This is a genomic window from Martelella alba (assembly GCF_006516955.1).
GTDB lineage: Bacteria > Pseudomonadota > Alphaproteobacteria > Rhizobiales > Rhizobiaceae > Martelella > Martelella alba.
Genome location: NZ_VHLG01000003.1, coordinates 81,220 through 98,001 on the forward strand (window position 1 = coordinate 81,220; position 16,782 = coordinate 98,001).

A 16,782-nucleotide genomic window follows, 5' to 3' on the forward strand; every position below is an offset into this window, starting at 1 on the left:
CGTCGCGCTGGTATCCACCAAAACCTCGTTGGAAAGGTCCGAGGGCTCGCTTTCCTCATCCAGCGCCGTCACCCAGGTATAGGCGTAGAGCACGGTAAAATAGGTGTCCTCGTCAATCTCGGAGCCGGTCGATGCGACAACCGGGCTTGTCGGGCGTGAGAGCGCAAGCGGTGTGGTCTGCCCATCGGCCGTCACTTTCGGCGCGCCGTCGCCGGTGATGTACAGGCGATCGGAGGCGACCGGCCCCGGAACGACGTGAACATGCGTTGCCCAGGCAAGCCAGCGATCGCCGGACTTGTAAATCGTCTTGGCGGCGTCATCGAGGCGGGTGACAAACCGGCCGCGCCGGATCGGCAGAAGATCGCCTTCCTCAAGCTTGGTGTTTTGCGCGATTTGCGCAAAATTCTGCTGAAGCAGCCGTGGGATCAGGCGCGGAATTTCGCCGGCAAAGGAGGCTATCCGGATCGCCATCAGATACCCTCTACTACGACCGACGAGACGGAAAGCCTCGGCAGGTTTTGGTCGCCGTCACCGATCGAAAGTGCCATGAGTGCTGCAACAGTCAGGCGCAATTCGAATGCATCACCGGCAGAATAGGCGCGGGCCATCGAGCCTTCCTGTCCGCGCGCAACGGTGATGACATCGCCATTCCTGGAGGTGGCGCGGCAAAACTCGATCTCGCCATTGACGTTTTCGAGCGCAACAGGAAATGCTTCTCGCCACTGATCTTGATCGGCAGCAGATTGGCGTTGCGCGGGTCCTTGGCGCGCATCATCCGGGCTTTGTTGGCCGCGCGCTCGATCATCAGGCGCGACATCTTGTCATCGGCGGTGATCGTTGCCTTGCTGGCAGCATCGCCGCCAAACAGGATGTGCTGGCCATCCGGCGCCCGCAGCTCGTTGCCGGCATGGCCGTCATAGTCGAGCGGGAAGGCTTCATAATCCTCGTTGATGCCGCGCGCGCCCGACATATAGATGAAGAACAGCTGATCGACATATTGCGACCACCAGTCGGAAAGACGGTCCTTGGCGACGCGGCGCAGATCGTGCGCGGTGCGCTTGCGGGTCATCTTGCCGCCGGCCGAGACCGACTTGCGGAGCTGGTCGATAATAACCTCGTCGGTGAAGAATTTGAGCTGTTCTTCCGTGCCTTTCAGGCGGTTGTCGCCCGATGTCGGCCCGCCGCGCAGCTGCACCGAAAGGTCAAAGGAAATGCGGTCGCCCGCATCGGATTCCAGTTCGGTCTTGCGCTGGATCACGGCGTTTTCGGAAGTGCTGATAAAGCGCTCCCAGTAGCTTTTCGCCAGCGTCTCGACCAGCAGACGGCCAGACCATTTCATCTGGGCCTTCGGATCGCCGAAGGGGATCGTGGTTTGTCCCATAATTGCCACCCTCAAAGTGCGGTTTTGGAGCGCCGCACGTCCTGCGCAGCAATTGGATACGATGCTATTATCGTTGAAACGATGCTGAAATGCAAACAGTAGGCCGAAACTCCCCCTAGACATGTTTTTGCGCCCCTTCGACGCCTTTCAAAAAAATGAATTTGATTTTCATCCAATTGGATGCAGTATTGGTTATGAATAGCCAAAAAAAGGGGGAAGATATGGTAGGCAAGAACGAAAAACCGGCAGTAGGAAAGCTTGAGAACTTCTTCGGGATTCCCGCTGCTGAACTGTCTTATGCGGCAAGCACGATGAGCGTAATTGGCGGAATTGCATCTGCAGTTGGCTTTTTTACATCACGATCTGAAAATCGAAAAATCCTTGGTAAGCTGGAAGATATCCAGAAATACCTCCGTGAGATGGATAGCAAGATAGAGGCCATACAAAGTCAGAACCGTGAAATTATTCAAAAGATAGATGATCTCCCAAGAAAGATTCACGCCATTGTAGACGAAGTAGTAGGTGCCCACCTCCTGGAAGAAAAGTACGCTATACTTCAATCTATTCAATTAAATTATTTCAACTTAAACTGGCTTTCTCGGCGACGTTATCGCATCAATACTGTCGGATGGGACCGTTACAGTGAGGCCCTGACCTATTTAATGACGCGAGAAAATCGCATCAGCAAACTTCCCGAGCTTCTGTTTTGGTGCGAGTTCGCGCTGATCATCACGGAGGGACGAGCGATAAAAGTTGTAAATAGCCTCGTTCTTGACAAAGGCGGCATGGTGGTTCCGCTGTTTCAGCAGCTTCGCGATAATCTTAGAAAGTCTCACAATAAGCTGGATGCGATTTTGTCGTCCAGCTATGTAAGAAAGCACAATTTTTCTCAAAATCTGGGTGACTTGAGTAAGTTAAAATATTCTTTGGTTCCGGATAAGAGAACGGAGCGCCCTGTGGTTGCATTGATCTGTCCGGAAGGACAAATTCCGAACGGTGGTTGCAAAGAGGTTGAAACAACTCGGGCCCTTCCCGAAAATATAAAATTCAATGAAAATAAAAAGAGATTTCCAAAAAAGATAAAAAAACAGTTAGAAATTTTGAAAATGGATTGCATGTATTATGCAAATGCAAGGGATGCACTTTTGTCTCTGGCTCGATATTCCGAGATTATTTCGGAAGATGCTTTGACGATTTCTGAATTGCACCTAACGACAAAAATCGAGGATGATTTTGAGGTTTCGATGACAGAGCCGCAGTTCGTGTTGATGGCTTGACGTACCTTTGATTGCAAAATCAAGATGAGTTTCGAACATGGCGCATTCGTTGTGTATCGACAATGTGCTTCTCTCCCGATGAGGGAGCTTACAGCTTTTCAGTGGCGGCGCCGTTCTGGTCGTTGGAGGTGATGATGACCTCCCTCGGCGCATCAATCACCAGAGTCGCCACTCGTCCGGCCTTGCGAACCAGCTTCAGGCGGGCTTCCCCCACCTGAAGCGTTTCACCGATGCGTAAGTCGATTTTCAATGCCACGGGCTTTGTCCTCCAAAGGCCATTCACCGCGAATTGGCATAGGCCTCGAATTCGGCCTCGTTCATCTTGGCGATCTCTTCCTCATAGGCCAGCGGATCGCTCTCGCTCAGCCGGTCGAGCGCGGCATATTTACCGTCATCGGTCTGCTCCAGACCGGCGGCGGGTACCTTTGCCAGCGATGGCGGAATGTCTGGCTGTTTGGGTGCGGGGTTTTTCGGGGCGGGTGCCGGATTGGGCGCCGGCTCCGCCTTGATGCCAAGGTCTGCGGCCCATTGCTGATAGGCCTTTTCAATCTCGGCCTGGCCCGGCCATCCGCCATTGGCAATCACTTCACTCGTCACCTTGCGCAAAACGGCGTCGAAACTGGCATAGCGCGTCTCGTTGGCGGCAATTTCGGGGTGCTGCTCAAGGAAGCCGTTGGCGGTGTTGTACCAGGCCTGCTCACGCTGGCTCTGGGTGCTCTCCTCGGAAAGCTCGGCCTTGTGCACCTGCCATTCCAGCGTGGAGCGCTCCTTGTTCACCTTGCGAAGCTCGGCATTGTATTCGCGCGTCGTCAGGTCGCCGTCCTCAAACCTGTCTACGAGCGCGTCTTCCTTGGCGTCCAGCGCCTTGAGCCGATCACTGATATCTTTCGGAACATCGGACTTGAACAGCGGGACTTCGGGCGGGGCAGCCTTGGCCTTGTCCGGCGTCGCTTCATGGCCCGGTTCCTTGTCTTCGCCCGCGATTTTACCTTTTGCCGGCTCTTTGGCGGGTTCCTTTTTGGGCTCCGCTTCCGGGTCCGCTTCGGGCTCTGGTTTGGCCTTCGCCTTGTCTTCAGGCTGGCCTTCGTCCGCACCGCCGATGTCTTCGTCGCCGATGTCACCATCATCGGCTTCCAGCCCGGCGCGTTCGGCCGGCGTCAGCATTGCAAGCTCTTCGGGGCTCAGCCCGTGTTCATTGTCCATGTTGGTCTCCTGCTTCATCGGGTTACGGGTTGGGCGCGGTGCCGGGCGGCATGGAAGGTGGCCCGCCTTGCTGCGGGATGCCTAGTTGATCCTGCGGCGGCGGTGGCTGTTGCGCCTGCCGGGCCGCGAGCGCCTGCTGCCGCGCCGCCTCATCGCGCATATTGTCGGATTGCATGATGGCCGCCTGCCGCTCGGTTTCTTCCTGCTCGGATCGGCCCATAAAGCCGCTTTCATGCAAAATGCCGTCGGCAACAGGCACGGCGGCGGGGGCAGAGAGGGCGGCCATCGCGGCCTCGAGCGCCCGTATCTGCGTATCGACATTCTGGCCGGCGAGAGAGGCGAGCACCTGCCGCGTCGCGGCCTGCTCTTTCGCCGATGACACGATGTCACGCTGCACGCTGGCGGCGGATTTTTGGGCGCTGGCCTCGTCCTTGGCGATCTTGGCCAATACCGCGCGTTCCTGAATCTGCTGCTGGCGCATTTTCGCCTGCTCGGCGGCCTGTTCTTCCGGCGTCATCTCTTCGGCGTCGGGGTCGCGCTGTCCGGTGATCTGGCGAATGCGCTTGACGAGTTCTTCGCGGCTGTCGATATCCATGCCCTCGACCAGAAGATCGAGCATCACCAGCACCACCTGCGGCGCCACAGGGCCGATCTGTTGCAGGAGCGCAAACAGTTCCTCGGTCTGGGCCTGCCGCACGCTGGCGCGCCAGTCGGTATCGGAGATGATGAAATCGGCCTTGGAGCGGATGATGTCGTTTTCCGGCAGCCCGTCATTCACATCCACCCATTCCGGCGTGCCGCGCGTGTTGGTGATGCGAAATTGCTTTGGCTGCGTAAAGAACTGCTCGATCGCGGAAAGCTCCTTGCCACCATGGATCAGCACGGCAAGGCGCAGATTGTCGAAAATGCCGGCGGTCGCCAGCGAGCCCTGGTCCTGCCGCGCGGTGATCGCCCGGCCGGAAACCGCATTGGTGGTGCGCCCCAGGCTTTCATCGGTCACGCCGGAAACCGACTGGATCATCGAAATGTCGCGGCTCATCATGTCGAGATGGGCGGCGGCCAGCTCGCGCTCGGCATTGATGGTCAGGTCATAACCCTTTTTCTTGACGAGGATCGCGTCCGGGCGGGCGGCTTCCTCGCGAAATTCGTCAAGGTTAGACGCGCACGCCGTCGGCAAGCGCCGCGCGCGCCAGCAATCCGCGCCGTTCGGGAAACATCGCGCTCGCCACATCCAGATCGACCCATTTCGTGCGGAAAATATAGCGGCAATCGGAAAGGTCTTTTTCGGTGCAGGCGCTGTCCCACAGCATATTGCGCCAGCTCTCGGAGCGGACATAGACCGGCTCGCCTTCGTCCTGCGCCTGCAATCCCACCTCAAGCCAGCCAATGCCGGTCTTGACGCTTTCCTCAAAGGCGTTGGAACGGTGAAACGGCGAGCGGTTCACATCGCTCAGATATTTCATCAGCTGGGTTTTGCGCGTGGCGGGCTTTCCCGCCTCCTTGCGCCGGGGCAGGATTTTATAGTCCGTGCGGCCGCGCTTCTCGGTGCCGATAATCCAGTTGACGGTGGTGTTGATGACGTTGAAGACCAGCGCCTTCTGCCCGCGCTCTTCCAGTTCGCGGGCGTTTTCCTCGCTCCACTGGATGGAGTCGTAGAAATCCTCATCGAGCGCCTGCTGCGCCCGGTTTTCCGCCTGCCGCTCCAGCTCGTTCTCGTAAAGCCCCAAAAGCCGTTTCAGCCGCGCGACGGCCCTTTCGCTGTCCAGCCTGTGCAGCGCCTTGCCTTCCGGCTGCGCCGTCTCGTTCCGGTCCCACGGATCGGACGCGCGCACCATCCGCCCGTTCCGCAAGTCCATGCCGCTTTTGGTATCCGGTTCAAACACGGTCGATGATCTCCGCATGCGTCTCCTTGCCCGTGTCGTGATCGACCTGGAGAACATCGGCCACGACACGGGCAAGACTTGCCTTGGGAGGAATGGAGATGAGATCGCCCAAATGGTCATGGATCAGCGAGACGACGCGCATCGCGCTGCGCATATTGCCGAAATCCATGCCGTTGACGTCTAGAAACTGCTGCACCATCGCCGCATTCGTTTCCGGCATGGCATCAGTATCGTCCGGGTTCCACTGCCACGCATCGTCAATGGTGATCACCAGAGGCCGGCACCGATCATGCCCAATGTGGTTCGTCGGCACGACCACAAGGCACGGCCGCGCCTTGTCGCCATACCATGTGCCGTAAAGCGCCAGCTCGCCCTGGCGTTTTTGAAAGTGGTAGCGGGTCAGGTCGATGGCGTAGCGGATCAGCGCGGACATGAAATCGGCCTCAGTTTGAATAGCAATGATGCCAATATAGCAACGATATAATCGAACAGCCATGAAGAAATTCTATTGCATTCCCGCGATTTAATTTTGATGTTCAGGCTGAAGCGTCACTGCAACTCTGAAGTTGCAGTTTCCCTGACTGCGGCAATTGTCGCCAATCTGCCGGAAGGAACAATGAACAACAAAGACGAGAAAGAGATTTTTGGCGATCTGTCACAACATGAACGTGCCGATGACGCGCTGCTGCGAATATGTGCGGGAATTATGCGGGACTTCCCTCGTGAGCGGGAATATGAACGCTTTTACCTAATGGCCGCTATTCGGAGAACATTGTCGCTGGGCTTAGCTTTCCGGCAGGCAATTGAGAGCAACAACGGGCAGATGGCAATGATTTTGGTCCGTCTGAACCTAGATACTTTGGCGCGCATTTACGCCTTGTATTGGGCAGAGCAGACCGAAGGAATGACCGCTGAAAGCTTCTCGCGGGATATCGCAAATGGCAAAAAAATTGGAGATATGAAACTCAAGGGAGCCAAAACTAAAGCGACCGATAAGTGGCTCATTGAGCAGATAGAAAGTCTTGGCGTTTGGATATCTGAAGCCTATCAACGAACATCCGGAGCTGTTCATTTCTCCGACTTCCATATCCATCAGCTGCTGCAGCAAGCTCGCCCCCTTGAGGATTTACCGGATGGTGCACTGCTTTCTGAGATGATCGTCGGGCCTTGCGAGCTGAATGCAGACCCAGAGCTTTATCGAGAGCTCAAGCAGGCTTTTCTGCATATTTCGTTGATGCTTTTGGAAGTCGTTCGCCAACGAACTTCGAGTGGAAGAGGCTAGGTCGCATCATTCAAAAAAGCTGCTGTTGTCTACTCTGAGCTCGACATCTTCATTTTTAATTTCGAAAGGCTTGGCCGCTCGGGCAGTAATGAACGCGCTATATGGATATGAATCTCCCATAACATGTCCCAGCCCTTTACGAACATCTGAGTTGGATCCGTACTGCAAATCGACTTCCACTTCCCCAATTACCTCGTAGGTGATCTGGGCTTCGTCCAGATCAACAATCTCGATTGATTCGACGTATTGCCCGCTAACGGAGGTGTGCGTGGATAACTCATCAAGGTCTTGAATGGTTTCCGATATAAGCTTGTCGAGCATAGCTCCCTGCATGACTTCGACGATTGCATTCTTTAAATCGTCTTGGGCATCGTCGGCCGCCTTGAGTATGGCCAATAGCCCATCGACAACCCCCACCATGATATCTTGCACCTCGTCATGTTCATGAACAATGGTTTCGGCGCGAACGTGGGTGAATTTGCTGAGTTCGTCGAACGCCTCCAGCAATGGATCTATTTGATCTCTAACGTCAAACCCAATCGTGTTGTTCACGAAATCATCAGGCAGGCCTGCTTGAATTATAAATGTTGCCCTCTGGCGCCTTGTGACTGTCGTAGTGCCTTGCGTCTGCTTAAACCAGACGCATGCTCTTACGCTTTCGTCCGGAGCGAGTTTATGCAGCACATGCCCGATCACTTCTCGTAAGGCACTTGCAATCAGATTCCCACGAATTGGATTATCCGCGTCTATTGCGACGCGCCATGTGCCGACCAATAAAGCTTCTAGGAACTCGTCACGGGGAAATTTGCTGATTAATTCTGAAATACTGGATTCGAGTGCTTCCCAATTGTCATCCGTACTCATGGTATTCGGGCGCTCTGCTTAATGGTTTCGCTGGATATTTAAGGGCACCATCAGCTCTGATTGTCAAAGAGCATTTGCTCCTGTCGCTCGGTCACCCAATGATTTAGTTTGCTATACCGCCATAGCTGACTTGTTCCGCCGCTTCGGCACCCTTTGCCGCTTGCTTCCCGCGCCAGCATCGCTGCCATAGACCTGCGCCCATTGCCTGAGTGCGTCGGCTGCCTCCGAATTGCCGTCGCTCTTCACCGGCTCGTCACCGAAGGCGCCAACGCTCGCAATCCATTTCTTGCGGTAATTGTCGACATGGTCGATGCCCTCCTTGCAGTTCTCGGCATCGATCCACGCCAGCGCCAGCATGTCGCGGGTGGCCTGAATGCCGTGCTGCAGTTCTGCTACGCGTTCGACGATCTCAACATTGCGTAGCCCCAGCCGCTCCAGCATCTGCTTGGGTGTGAGGTTGCTGTTCTCGCCCTGCCGCTCGTGGTTGCCGTCATGCGGCAAATAGTGTCGGCCCCAGGTGTAGCCGAGCGTCTGCATCGCGCTCACAAAGAAGCTATAGGGCTCGCCCCAGCCTTCGAGAAAATGGATAAACCGGTGCTGCTGGCCGACCTGCTGGTGAAACCAGATCGCGGTGCCGTCGGAATTGCCGATATCCCAGAAGGTGTTGACCGGATAGCCGGGCGTAAACGGCACGGTGGTGATCCGCCGCTCCTTGCGCATCCGCGTCATCTGAACGGTGTAGTAGCAGCCCTGCGATGATTTCTGGAACGCCTCGTCGGGTGTGGACGGGTATGGGCGCTGCCGATCCCCTCACCATGGCAGCGCGGGCAATCGTCATGCGGCAGCTTGCTGGCGTCATAGCCATAGCCGCCTTCATCGCCCGGCAAGTCGGGTTCCACATCGCGCGCGCGCGCCTTGTCGGCAACCTTCTCGCAGGTGTCGAGATACTCCGTCTCGTCCACCCACTGAAAACCGTGATCGATCCCGTAGCAATGGCGGCACGCGCCGCGCCGATATTGCACCAGCTCATTGGCGTCAGCGGTCAGCATCGCATAGAGCCGGCGCACAACGTCATTATGCTCAATGGCGACAGCCTCGCGCCGTGCTGCCATGGCGGCGTCGATGGCTGCTTTGACCTTAGCATTTTTTAGCAATTTCGAGGCGCAAACAGCAGCGGTTCGCTCATTCGGCTGCCGAAACGCCCGCATATAGGCATAGGTCGCGCGCATATCCTCATCGGCCAGCAATGCGTCAATAAACGCCTGCTGTCGCGGTGTCAGCCGCGCACGCCGCCGCTTGGGTGCGGCTTTGCCGGGATTGTTCGCTTTTCTAGGCATGGCCGGATTTGCTTCCCTCGGGACGGCAAGGTGTTCCGGCTCTAATTTATCGAAGCGATGCTATTTTAACAACAATGACGATCTTTGGTCTCTTCCGAACTCCGATGGCGCTCTTTTTCATTTTGCTCCACTCGACCGGCGCCTTTCCAAGAAAAGGCGCATTCAGCAGGGCTCGCGATCAGTCATTGGCGGGATATTGCTGTGGCGTTCAGGCTCCAGAGACTGTACCAAAGTTACTCCAGTTGTCCGGTTTTATTGATGCACGTAGAGTTTACAGAATGAACCTTTTCAATCTTAAGACCCTGAAACGCCATGTGAAGGTGGACCCGATTCCTGCCAAACACCTGGAGGCACTGGAAGCTTGGGCAGAGTTGATCAACTCGGGCAGAATTGAGCGCTTGAAGGAGACCGCTCTACACGGGCAATTCGCGTCGAGGATTGTTGAAGGCGTCCTTGGCTACCACGGCCCGGCCGGCGGTGCGAATTACAACGTATCGACAGAGCAGGCTATTTTGCGGGGAAGTGTCGATCTGGCACTCGGTCGCTTCGGTGGCAAGACGCCTGACATCGTAGCCCCGTTCGAACTGAAGGGCGCGGATACCCGCGATCTCGATGCGATTATGCCGGGCCGCAACAAGAGCCCCGTTCAGCAGGCGTGGGAATACGCCATGAACGCGCGCGGCGTGAAATGGGTTCTGGTCTCGAACATGATCGAGCTACGGCTCTATGGTTTTGGAGAAGGCACTTCGGCCTATGAGGTGTTTCGCCTCGACCAACTGACGCAGCCTGCTGAATACGCGCGCTTCATGCTGCTGCTTTCGGCGGAAAACCTGCTGTCCGGCCGCACTGCTGATTTGCTTCAGGAAAGCCGCCGCGAAGATAAGGATATCACCGATAGCCTGTATCAGGATTACAAGACGTTGCGCCTCAAGCTCCTGAGCGCCGTTCAGAACGACGATGCAGCGATCAGCCCGCTCGATGCAATTGCGGTCGCGCAGAAAATCCTCGATCGGGTGTTGTTCATCGCATTTGCAGAGGATACCGGCCTTCTGCCGGACAATACGCTTGAACACGCGTTCGACGCGCGTGATCCTTACAATCCGCACCCCGTCTGGGACAATTTTAAAGGCCTTTTCCGCGCCATCGATCTCGGCAATACCGATCTGAAAATTCCGCGCTACAATGGCGGGCTGTTCCGCCAGGACGATACGATCGACACTTTAGAGCTGGCCGATGATATCTGCGAAGGCTTTAAAACCTTGGGGACCTATCGGTTCGCTTCCGAAGTTTCGGTCACCGTCCTCGGTCACATCTTTGAGCAGTCCATCGCTGACGTTGAACGTTTGCAGGCAATCGCGCGCGGCGAAGAGGAGGAGCCCGAGAAAACCACCGGTACAAGCGGGCGACGCAAGCGTGACGGGGTGGTTTATACCCCTGACTACATCGCACGTTTCATTGTGGCCGAAACCCTCGGCGTGCATCTCAGGGAAATCTTCGAGGCCATCCTGCGCGATTATGCCAGGAAGGGGGTCGATGTCTCCGATTACGAAAATATCGTATGGCGAAGGAAAACGGCCGAACTTGAAGCCTGGCAAGCCTATCGCGATCGTCTGAGGTCTCTGCGCATTGTTGATCCTGCTTGCGGTTCCGGCGTGTTCCTGATCATGGCCTTTGACTTCATGAAGGCCGAACTGACCCGTGTGAACGACAAGATCAAAGACCTTCTGCCCAAGGCCGAGCATTTTGGCGATCTCCTCGACTATGTCCCTGATAGCGAGATTCTGACCAACAATCTCTTCGGCGTGGATGTCAATGAAGAAAGCGTCGAGATCACCAAGCTGTCGCTCTGGATCAAGACCGCACGGCGCGGCAAGGTGCTTGATAGCCTGTCGGGTAGTATCCGCGTCGGCGACAGTCTGATCGAGGATAGCAATTTCGCCTATCTCGACCACGCTTTCACCTGGGAAACCGCATTTCCAGGTGTTTTTGCAGAAGGCGGCTTCGACGTGGTGCTGGGCAACCCGCCCTATGTGCGCCAGGAACTTATTTCCGATCTCAAGCCATATCTGCAAGGGCGATTTGAGAGCTACCACGGTGTGGCCGACCTGTTCTGCTACTTCTACGAACGCGGGCTGCGTCTGTTGAAGCCGGGTGGGCGCTTGGGCTACATCTCTTCTAACACTTTTTTCAAGACCGGTTCGGGCAACCCGCTGCGTGAATACCTCCTGAAAGAGGCCACCATTGAAAGCGTTGTTGATTTTGGCGACCTGCAAGTGTTCGAGGGCGTGACCACGTATCCGGCTATTCTGACCATGAAACGCGGGGCCGCACCCAAGGGGCACGAATTGCGCTTCTGGAAGGTGCAGACTTTGCCGGACAACAACTTCCTCGCCACATGGGAAGCGGCAGCTGGACCGCTTCCTCAATCGGCCTTGAGGGCAGAATCATGGGGATTGGAAAACCCCGCCCTCCGCGCCCTGCGAGACAAAATCAGGGGTGGCAGGAAAACGTTGAAGGAAGTCTATGGATCACCGCTTTACGGAATCAAGACCGGTTTGAACGCGGCCTTCGTGATCGACGACGCCACCAAGGAGCGCCTGTGTATCGCAGACCCTAAGTCCTCCGAGCTAATCAAACCCTTCTTGGAAGGCAAAGACTTGAAGCGATGGCGCGCTGAACCCCGTAATCTCTGGTTGATTTTTACCAGGCGAGGAACGGACATTGATGCGTATCCTGCGATCAAGGCGCACCTCGAAACAATGCGAGAAGCACTTGAACCCAAGCCAAAAGGTTGGAAGCCAAAAGACAGAAATGACAAATGGCCTGGGCGTAAGGCAGGAAGCTATCGGTGGTTCGAAATTCAAGACACCGTTGACTATCATGAACAGTTCACAGAACCGAAAGTTCTATACCCCGAGTTTTGCGACAAACCCCAATTCCAACTCAACGTGTCGCACTACTTCAATAACAAGTGCTATTTTGTTTCTACATCGGATGCTTGGCTCGCGGCTTATCTGAACTCCAAGTTGGGATGGTTTGTAATTACTGAGCGGACTGTGCCTGTTCGTGGTGGTTTTCACCAAATGCACTCACAGTTTATCGAACAAATTGTACTACCAGAGGTCTCAGGCCGAGATCAGGTGAAACTAGGTGAACTGGCCTCCCATTGTGAGCGACTCGCTTCCAACCGTTTGAACCTTCAAGCCGCCCTAATACGCCGCATCCCCGATCTTTGCCCACCCGAACGCGACCCCAAGCTGACTGAAAAGCTAACGGAATGGTGGACTTTGCCCGACTTCGCTGCCTTCCGTGCCGAGGTAAAAAAGACCTTCAAGGCCGATATCCCACTGGCCGAACGCTCGGATTGGGAAGATTGGATCAATCGCGATCGCGTCGAGATAGCCCGTCTGACGGCCGAAATTGCTCAGGCCGAGGCCCGGATTGATAGCATCGTCTATGACCTGTTCGGGCTGACCGAAGACGAAATCGCTCTGCTGGAAAGCGTTGTGTAATTCACCACACTGATCTTGAGCAAGAGCGGTCATTGCTGCATCAACAATGCCGCGTCACCTGCACCCGTCGGGCCCAGCTTAACACCAGTCCTTCGCGCTCGCGTCCGTCCAGCAGCGTCACCCGAAAAACGCCACGCTGCTTGCCGTAGCGGACAATGCCGAGCATTTGCGATCCGTCATCGGCCTGCACCAGGGCCAGCGCATCGAGCGCGCCTTCCGGCGGCGCCTTGCCGGTAACGAAGAAGGCCCAGCCATCCATATAGGAAACGCTTGAACCGGCGACCTGCGCAATGATCGCCTCGATCCCATCCGGCAGGCCGTCAAGCGTTTGCACGCGCTCGCCCTGTTTTGCCGGCAGAACCGTCATCTTGGGCGTCAGGTATCCGATCACCGGGCTGGTGCGTTGGCGGGGCGGCGGCGCATTGATGCCGGATTCAGCAATTATCTCATCCACCGTAACGCCCAGAAGCACGGACAACTCGACGGCTTCTTCGATTTTCATCCTGCGGTGCCCGGAAAACGTCCGCGATAGCTGCGAAGACGCGATCCCCATCTGGCGCGCGAGACCGCGCATCGTGAAACCTTTTGCGGCGATACGGCTTTCGAAATAGGACTTGTTCAAGGCTTTCCTCTCGGTCTCCCTGGCTGGTTTCAACGCCGTGCGCTGGACCGGACGTCATGTTGCTCTGCATTCACTTTGAAGTGCTGCTAATAGAACCCAGCGATAGGCGAAAATTGCCAAAATAGCAACCGATAATGGGTGTATCGGCCGAAAGGGTTAAGGCAAGCCTGTTGTCGGATGGTTGACTTGGCGTCTTGTCGGGTGTGAAAATAAACCCCGCATTCATGAAGGCGAGGCATCGTGCGTAAAGTCCTGAGCGAGGCGCGGCTCCTCTGCGCGATCATGAACCCGCTCTGGTTCGCGCGCAGTCTGGCGGACGGGTCTGTCGATGCCTTCGAGCTGGTCTGGTACATTCCGGCCTTCCTCGTCTTCTGGGCTGGCGTTGCTTTCCCGTTTTTCCTTGTTTATCTAATGGCATCAGCGATCTTTTATTAAAGGATGCGCCGCCATGCGCTGGACCGAAGACGACTACAACCAGATCATGTCGCGCCGCAAAGCCGGTTCGGCGGCAGCGTCCTTTGCGACCAGTCAGCCCCCGGCCGCCGGGAAAGGCAAGATGCAGGCGCTCGGCCGGCTTCCTCCCGGCAAAATGAACCGGACAGAGGCGCGCTTCGCCTCCCACCTTGATGCTCTTATGACAACGGGCGATCTCCTGTGGTGGCGCTTCGAAGCCATCAAGCTGACGCTCGCCAAGAACACCACGATCACCGTCGATTTCGCAACGCTTCCGGCGTCCGGCCTTCTGACAATGATCGATGTGAAGGGCTCCAAAGCGATCTATACCGACGATGCGCGTGCGAAAATGAAAATCGCCGCTGATATTTTCCCCTTCGTCTTTCAGGTCGCCTACCCGAAGGACAAGGGTGCTGGCTGGAGGATCGAGACTATTCACGCCTAGAATGTTGCCAAAACAGCAACGTTTGATATTTTTGGTGCATTGATTCTGTGGGTGTGAGGCCTTGAGGATCAGGAATGCATCGATCAGCGGCAGGCAAAAACCGCCTTGCTGTGTCGTGTCCCCGTCCGATTGGCCCTGGCCGCTGATCTTGATCGGATAGCCGCAATCGCGCGTGCGCGCGAACACGGTCTCCTCGGTCACGGGCGCGCCGAATCAGGCGATGAAAGATCGTTGACAGATCGCAATGATGTTGAAATCGAAACGAGCTTGAAGACTGCTGAATCCGGCGTTGTCTCTCTTTCTTTGGCCGGTATCGGCAGAAAAAATAAATAGAAAACAGATAAATACAATAATTACGAGCAATTTTCTATCGCCGGTATTGCCTTGGTATTGGAGGTTGTGCTTATTTTGAAACTGTTAAATATGATAACATAACAGCATCATTCGTTCGGCTCGATCAGTGATCGTGTTCGAGGCTTGTGAGGCTCGGGGCGGACAGTCAGCGGTAGCGCAACGGCGTCCGAATTGCGTCTATCGTGATGCTTTTTTGTTAATTGATGCAATATTTGCATCGTGAAACTGGAGGCTGGATATGTCGGATGCACACGGCGTCGCGCGCGACCAACTCAGGTCATTTATCGAGCGGATCGAGCGCCTGGAGGAAGAAAAGCGGACCATCGCGGACGACATCAAGGATGTCCGCAGCGAAGCGAAAGGTCTCGGCTACGACGACAAGATCATCATGAAAATCGTAGCGTTGCGGCGCAAGGATGAGCAGGCGCGGATGGAAGAGGAGGCCGTCCTCGATACCTATATGATCGCGCTCGGCATGATTGGCGCGTCCGAAGACGTGCCAGAAGGCGAAGGTGCGTGATGGCCGGTCTGGTCGTGTTTGATCCCGTCACCCTCGAACTGGACCTTGATGACGTGCTGGAGGCGCTGGAAGCTGCGTTCTTTGGCCCCGTGGACGGTTCCCTTCGTGACCTGTTCGACAAGGTCGACACTGAAAAGCCGGTGGCGATCTCGATTGAGCAGGAGACCTTTTACGAAAAGGTCGCCGATGAAGCGTTGATCGAGGAGTTGAGCAATCGCGATATCGGCGTCATTCCCAACCGACTGCCGCCAAGCACCTACCAGCTTCTCGCGGACATGATCGCTGGTGGAGAAACCCGCGATGCCCTTGACCTGCTGGCGGACCTCGCGCCGGAAGAGGCAAATCTTCTTGCCGCCCAAACCACGTTGCGGCTTGCTGCCTTGAGACGGGGCGTGTCCGAATGAGCCTCTTCACCGTGGAAAAGCCGAAACTCGTTTCAGCGCTTGAACGCGCCCGCAATGCTGTCGAAAAGAGCATCAATATCCCGATCCTCGAAAACATCCTGATCGAGCGGGCGGACGACGGCGAGGGCTTGAGTGTCCGCGCCACCAATCTCAATATCGAGGTCAGTTGCCGGTTCGAGGCGAGGGTGGACGAGGCGTTTGCGGCCTTCACGCTTCCGGCCCATCGTCTGTTCGACATCGTCAAGACATGGCCCGATGGCCGCGAAATCGAGTTTGCCTGGTCCGATGAAACCAGGAACAGCGTCGTTGTAAAATCGGGGCGCTCGCGCTTCGTCCTGCCGGCGCTCCCGGCGGAAGATTTTGTCCGGATGCGCCGAGAGCCGAGCGCCGCCGCCTTCACCATTGACGCCGGGCAACTGACAACGGCGCTGTCGCAAACCGCCACAGCATTGAGCCGTGATAGTCCCTGGTTCGTAAATCGGGATCATGGAACCGCGCCGGGTTTGCCGGAGACCCCAGCTCGTGAGAAGTACCGCTACGGCAAGCAAGGTGACCAATCAATATTCGCCAGAGGTCCGTACCCAAGCTGTTTTGACGGTGATGGAGCACGCGGCAGCACATCCTCTTGCATTGCAGTGCAATGCAGGCATGGTCTTGGCCTTGCAAAGGTTCTATAGATTGAGTTTAAGGCTGCTGCCGGCAGCGGGTCCGGTGGTTCCGGGGCCCTGCGGCTTCGAAAGGCATCCGCCATGTCGGGGTGCTTATGTGGAGAGAGTTTGCGCGATGGACGAAAGACATCCTGAGAGGAGCGAGTTCAGGGTTCCTTACCGGGATATCGATATGCATGGCCGCATGCATACCGCTGCCTATATCGAACATGCGGAGGAGGCGCTGGCGAATTTCTGGCGCTACCGCCCGGACGTCGCCAAGGAGCCTGCTTATGTGGTGCGTAAGGTCGGGTGCACTTTCTATCGCGGCCTGCGTAACGGTGAGATGGCGCGCCTGACAGTCAGAACGGCCAAGATCGGCGGCAAGACGGTGGGTTTCAACGTGGTGATGGAAGCCGGCAACGAGATTGCAGCCGAAGTCGAGCTTCTCTGGGCCGCTGTCCAGTATGAGACCGGTGAAGCTGCGCCTCTGCCGGAAGCGACACGCGACTGGCTTTATTCCTTCCTCGATTGAGGCACCTGGCGCGGCTTGCAATGGCGTCTATAAGCGGGCGGGACGGCGGTGTCCCGCCCGTTT

General features: G+C 56.2%; 21 protein-coding genes. 11 read left to right on the forward strand and 10 right to left on the reverse strand.

Annotated features, from left to right (window positions below; translation table 11 throughout):
* Positions 1-103: 103 nt before the first annotated feature.
* Positions 104-259, forward strand: coding sequence for a hypothetical protein (locus FJU08_RS22705; RefSeq protein WP_181409773.1), 156 nt, complete (start codon positions 104-106; stop codon positions 257-259).
* A 2-nt stretch (positions 260-261) separates the two neighbouring features.
* Positions 262-597, forward strand: a complete 336-nt coding sequence (locus FJU08_RS22710; protein ID WP_210245194.1) for a hypothetical protein — start codon at positions 262-264, stop codon at positions 595-597.
* Here the strand turns inward: FJU08_RS22710 and FJU08_RS06790 are convergent.
* Positions 563-1,381, reverse strand: a complete 819-nt coding sequence (locus FJU08_RS06790; protein ID WP_141148231.1) for a N4-gp56 family major capsid protein — start codon at positions 1,379-1,381, stop codon at positions 563-565. The two genes, FJU08_RS22710 and FJU08_RS06790, sit on opposite strands and share 35 nt — an antisense overlap.
* A gap of 221 nt (positions 1,382-1,602) precedes the next feature.
* On the opposite strand from FJU08_RS06790, the gene FJU08_RS06795 reads away from it, so the two are divergent.
* Positions 1,603-2,658, forward strand: coding sequence for a hypothetical protein (locus FJU08_RS06795; RefSeq protein WP_141148232.1), 1,056 nt, complete (start codon positions 1,603-1,605; stop codon positions 2,656-2,658).
* Between the two features lie 88 nt (positions 2,659-2,746).
* On the opposite strand, the gene FJU08_RS06800 is transcribed toward FJU08_RS06795, so the two are convergent.
* Genes FJU08_RS06800 through FJU08_RS06815 form a run of 5 tightly spaced genes read right to left on the reverse strand, consistent with a single transcriptional unit; the run spans position 2,747 to position 6,177 of the window.
* Positions 2,747-2,914, reverse strand: coding sequence for a carbon storage regulator (locus tag FJU08_RS06800; protein ID WP_141148233.1), 168 nt, complete (start codon positions 2,912-2,914; stop codon positions 2,747-2,749).
* A 23-nt stretch (positions 2,915-2,937) separates the two neighbouring features.
* Entirely contained in the window at positions 2,938-3,861 is a 924-nt protein-coding gene (locus FJU08_RS06805) for a dihydrolipoyllysine-residue succinyltransferase component of 2-oxoglutarate dehydrogenase complex (protein ID WP_141148234.1), read from the reverse strand.
* A gap of 22 nt (positions 3,862-3,883) precedes the next feature.
* Entirely contained in the window at positions 3,884-5,038 is a 1,155-nt protein-coding gene (locus FJU08_RS22715; RefSeq protein WP_181409775.1) for a portal protein, read from the reverse strand.
* Positions 5,016-5,744 (reverse strand): portal protein, encoded by a 729-nt coding sequence (locus FJU08_RS22720; protein ID WP_210245196.1) that lies wholly within the window; start codon positions 5,742-5,744, stop codon positions 5,016-5,018. The genes FJU08_RS22715 and FJU08_RS22720 overlap by 23 nt, the downstream gene beginning before the upstream one ends.
* A complete protein-coding gene (locus FJU08_RS06815; protein WP_210245197.1) occupies positions 5,737-6,177 on the reverse strand; it encodes a hypothetical protein in 441 nt (146 codons plus the stop codon). Before FJU08_RS06815 ends, FJU08_RS22720 begins: the two co-directional genes overlap by 8 nt.
* A gap of 75 nt (positions 6,178-6,252) precedes the next feature.
* On the opposite strand from FJU08_RS06815, the gene FJU08_RS06820 reads away from it, so the two are divergent.
* Positions 6,253-7,026, forward strand: a complete 774-nt coding sequence (locus tag FJU08_RS06820) for a hypothetical protein (RefSeq protein ID WP_141148235.1) — start codon at positions 6,253-6,255, stop codon at positions 7,024-7,026.
* Between the two features lie 6 nt (positions 7,027-7,032).
* Here the strand turns inward: FJU08_RS06820 and FJU08_RS06825 are convergent, their stop codons facing one another.
* The 3 genes from FJU08_RS06825 to FJU08_RS06835 all read right to left on the reverse strand — a co-directional run bounded on the left by FJU08_RS06825 (position 7,033) and on the right by FJU08_RS06835 (position 9,227).
* Positions 7,033-7,890, reverse strand: coding sequence for a pPIWI-associating nuclease domain-containing protein (locus FJU08_RS06825; RefSeq protein WP_141148236.1), 858 nt, complete (start codon positions 7,888-7,890; stop codon positions 7,033-7,035).
* A 111-nt stretch (positions 7,891-8,001) separates the two neighbouring features.
* Positions 8,002-8,610, reverse strand: coding sequence for a hypothetical protein (locus FJU08_RS06830; protein ID WP_141148237.1), 609 nt, complete (start codon positions 8,608-8,610; stop codon positions 8,002-8,004).
* Between the two features lie 5 nt (positions 8,611-8,615).
* Positions 8,616-9,227: a terminase small subunit gene (locus FJU08_RS06835; protein WP_141148238.1), complete on the reverse strand. Its 612-nt coding sequence runs from the start codon at positions 9,225-9,227 to the stop codon at positions 8,616-8,618.
* A 278-nt stretch (positions 9,228-9,505) separates the two neighbouring features.
* On the opposite strand from FJU08_RS06835, the gene FJU08_RS06840 reads away from it, so the two are divergent.
* Positions 9,506-12,739: an Eco57I restriction-modification methylase domain-containing protein gene (locus tag FJU08_RS06840; protein ID WP_141148239.1), complete on the forward strand. Its 3,234-nt coding sequence runs from the start codon at positions 9,506-9,508 to the stop codon at positions 12,737-12,739.
* A gap of 40 nt (positions 12,740-12,779) precedes the next feature.
* On the opposite strand, the gene FJU08_RS06845 is transcribed toward FJU08_RS06840, so the two are convergent.
* A complete protein-coding gene (locus FJU08_RS06845; protein ID WP_141148240.1) occupies positions 12,780-13,361 on the reverse strand; it encodes a helix-turn-helix domain-containing protein in 582 nt (193 codons plus the stop codon).
* A gap of 240 nt (positions 13,362-13,601) precedes the next feature.
* Between FJU08_RS06845 and FJU08_RS06850 the strand changes: the two genes are divergently transcribed.
* The 6 genes from FJU08_RS06850 (at position 13,602) to FJU08_RS06875 (ending at position 16,719) form a co-directional block, all read left to right on the forward strand.
* Entirely contained in the window at positions 13,602-13,796 is a 195-nt protein-coding gene (locus FJU08_RS06850; RefSeq protein ID WP_141148241.1) for a hypothetical protein, read from the forward strand.
* A 13-nt stretch (positions 13,797-13,809) separates the two neighbouring features.
* A complete protein-coding gene (locus FJU08_RS06855; RefSeq protein ID WP_210245198.1) occupies positions 13,810-14,259 on the forward strand; it encodes a DUF1064 domain-containing protein in 450 nt (149 codons plus the stop codon).
* 592 nt (positions 14,260-14,851) lie between these two features.
* Complete coding sequence (locus FJU08_RS06860) at positions 14,852-15,133, forward strand: DUF2312 domain-containing protein (protein ID WP_141148242.1); 282 nt, start codon at positions 14,852-14,854, stop codon at positions 15,131-15,133.
* Positions 15,133-15,537 (forward strand): hypothetical protein, encoded by a 405-nt coding sequence (locus tag FJU08_RS06865; RefSeq protein WP_141148243.1) that lies wholly within the window; start codon positions 15,133-15,135, stop codon positions 15,535-15,537. The genes FJU08_RS06860 and FJU08_RS06865 overlap by 1 nt, the downstream gene beginning before the upstream one ends.
* Positions 15,534-16,214 (forward strand): beta clamp domain-containing protein, encoded by a 681-nt coding sequence (locus tag FJU08_RS06870; RefSeq protein ID WP_141148244.1) that lies wholly within the window; start codon positions 15,534-15,536, stop codon positions 16,212-16,214. The genes FJU08_RS06865 and FJU08_RS06870 overlap by 4 nt, the downstream gene beginning before the upstream one ends.
* Positions 16,215-16,320: 106 nt before the next feature.
* A complete protein-coding gene (locus FJU08_RS06875) occupies positions 16,321-16,719 on the forward strand; it encodes an acyl-CoA thioesterase (RefSeq protein WP_141148245.1) in 399 nt (132 codons plus the stop codon).
* The last annotated feature ends 63 nt before the right edge of the window (positions 16,720-16,782 follow it).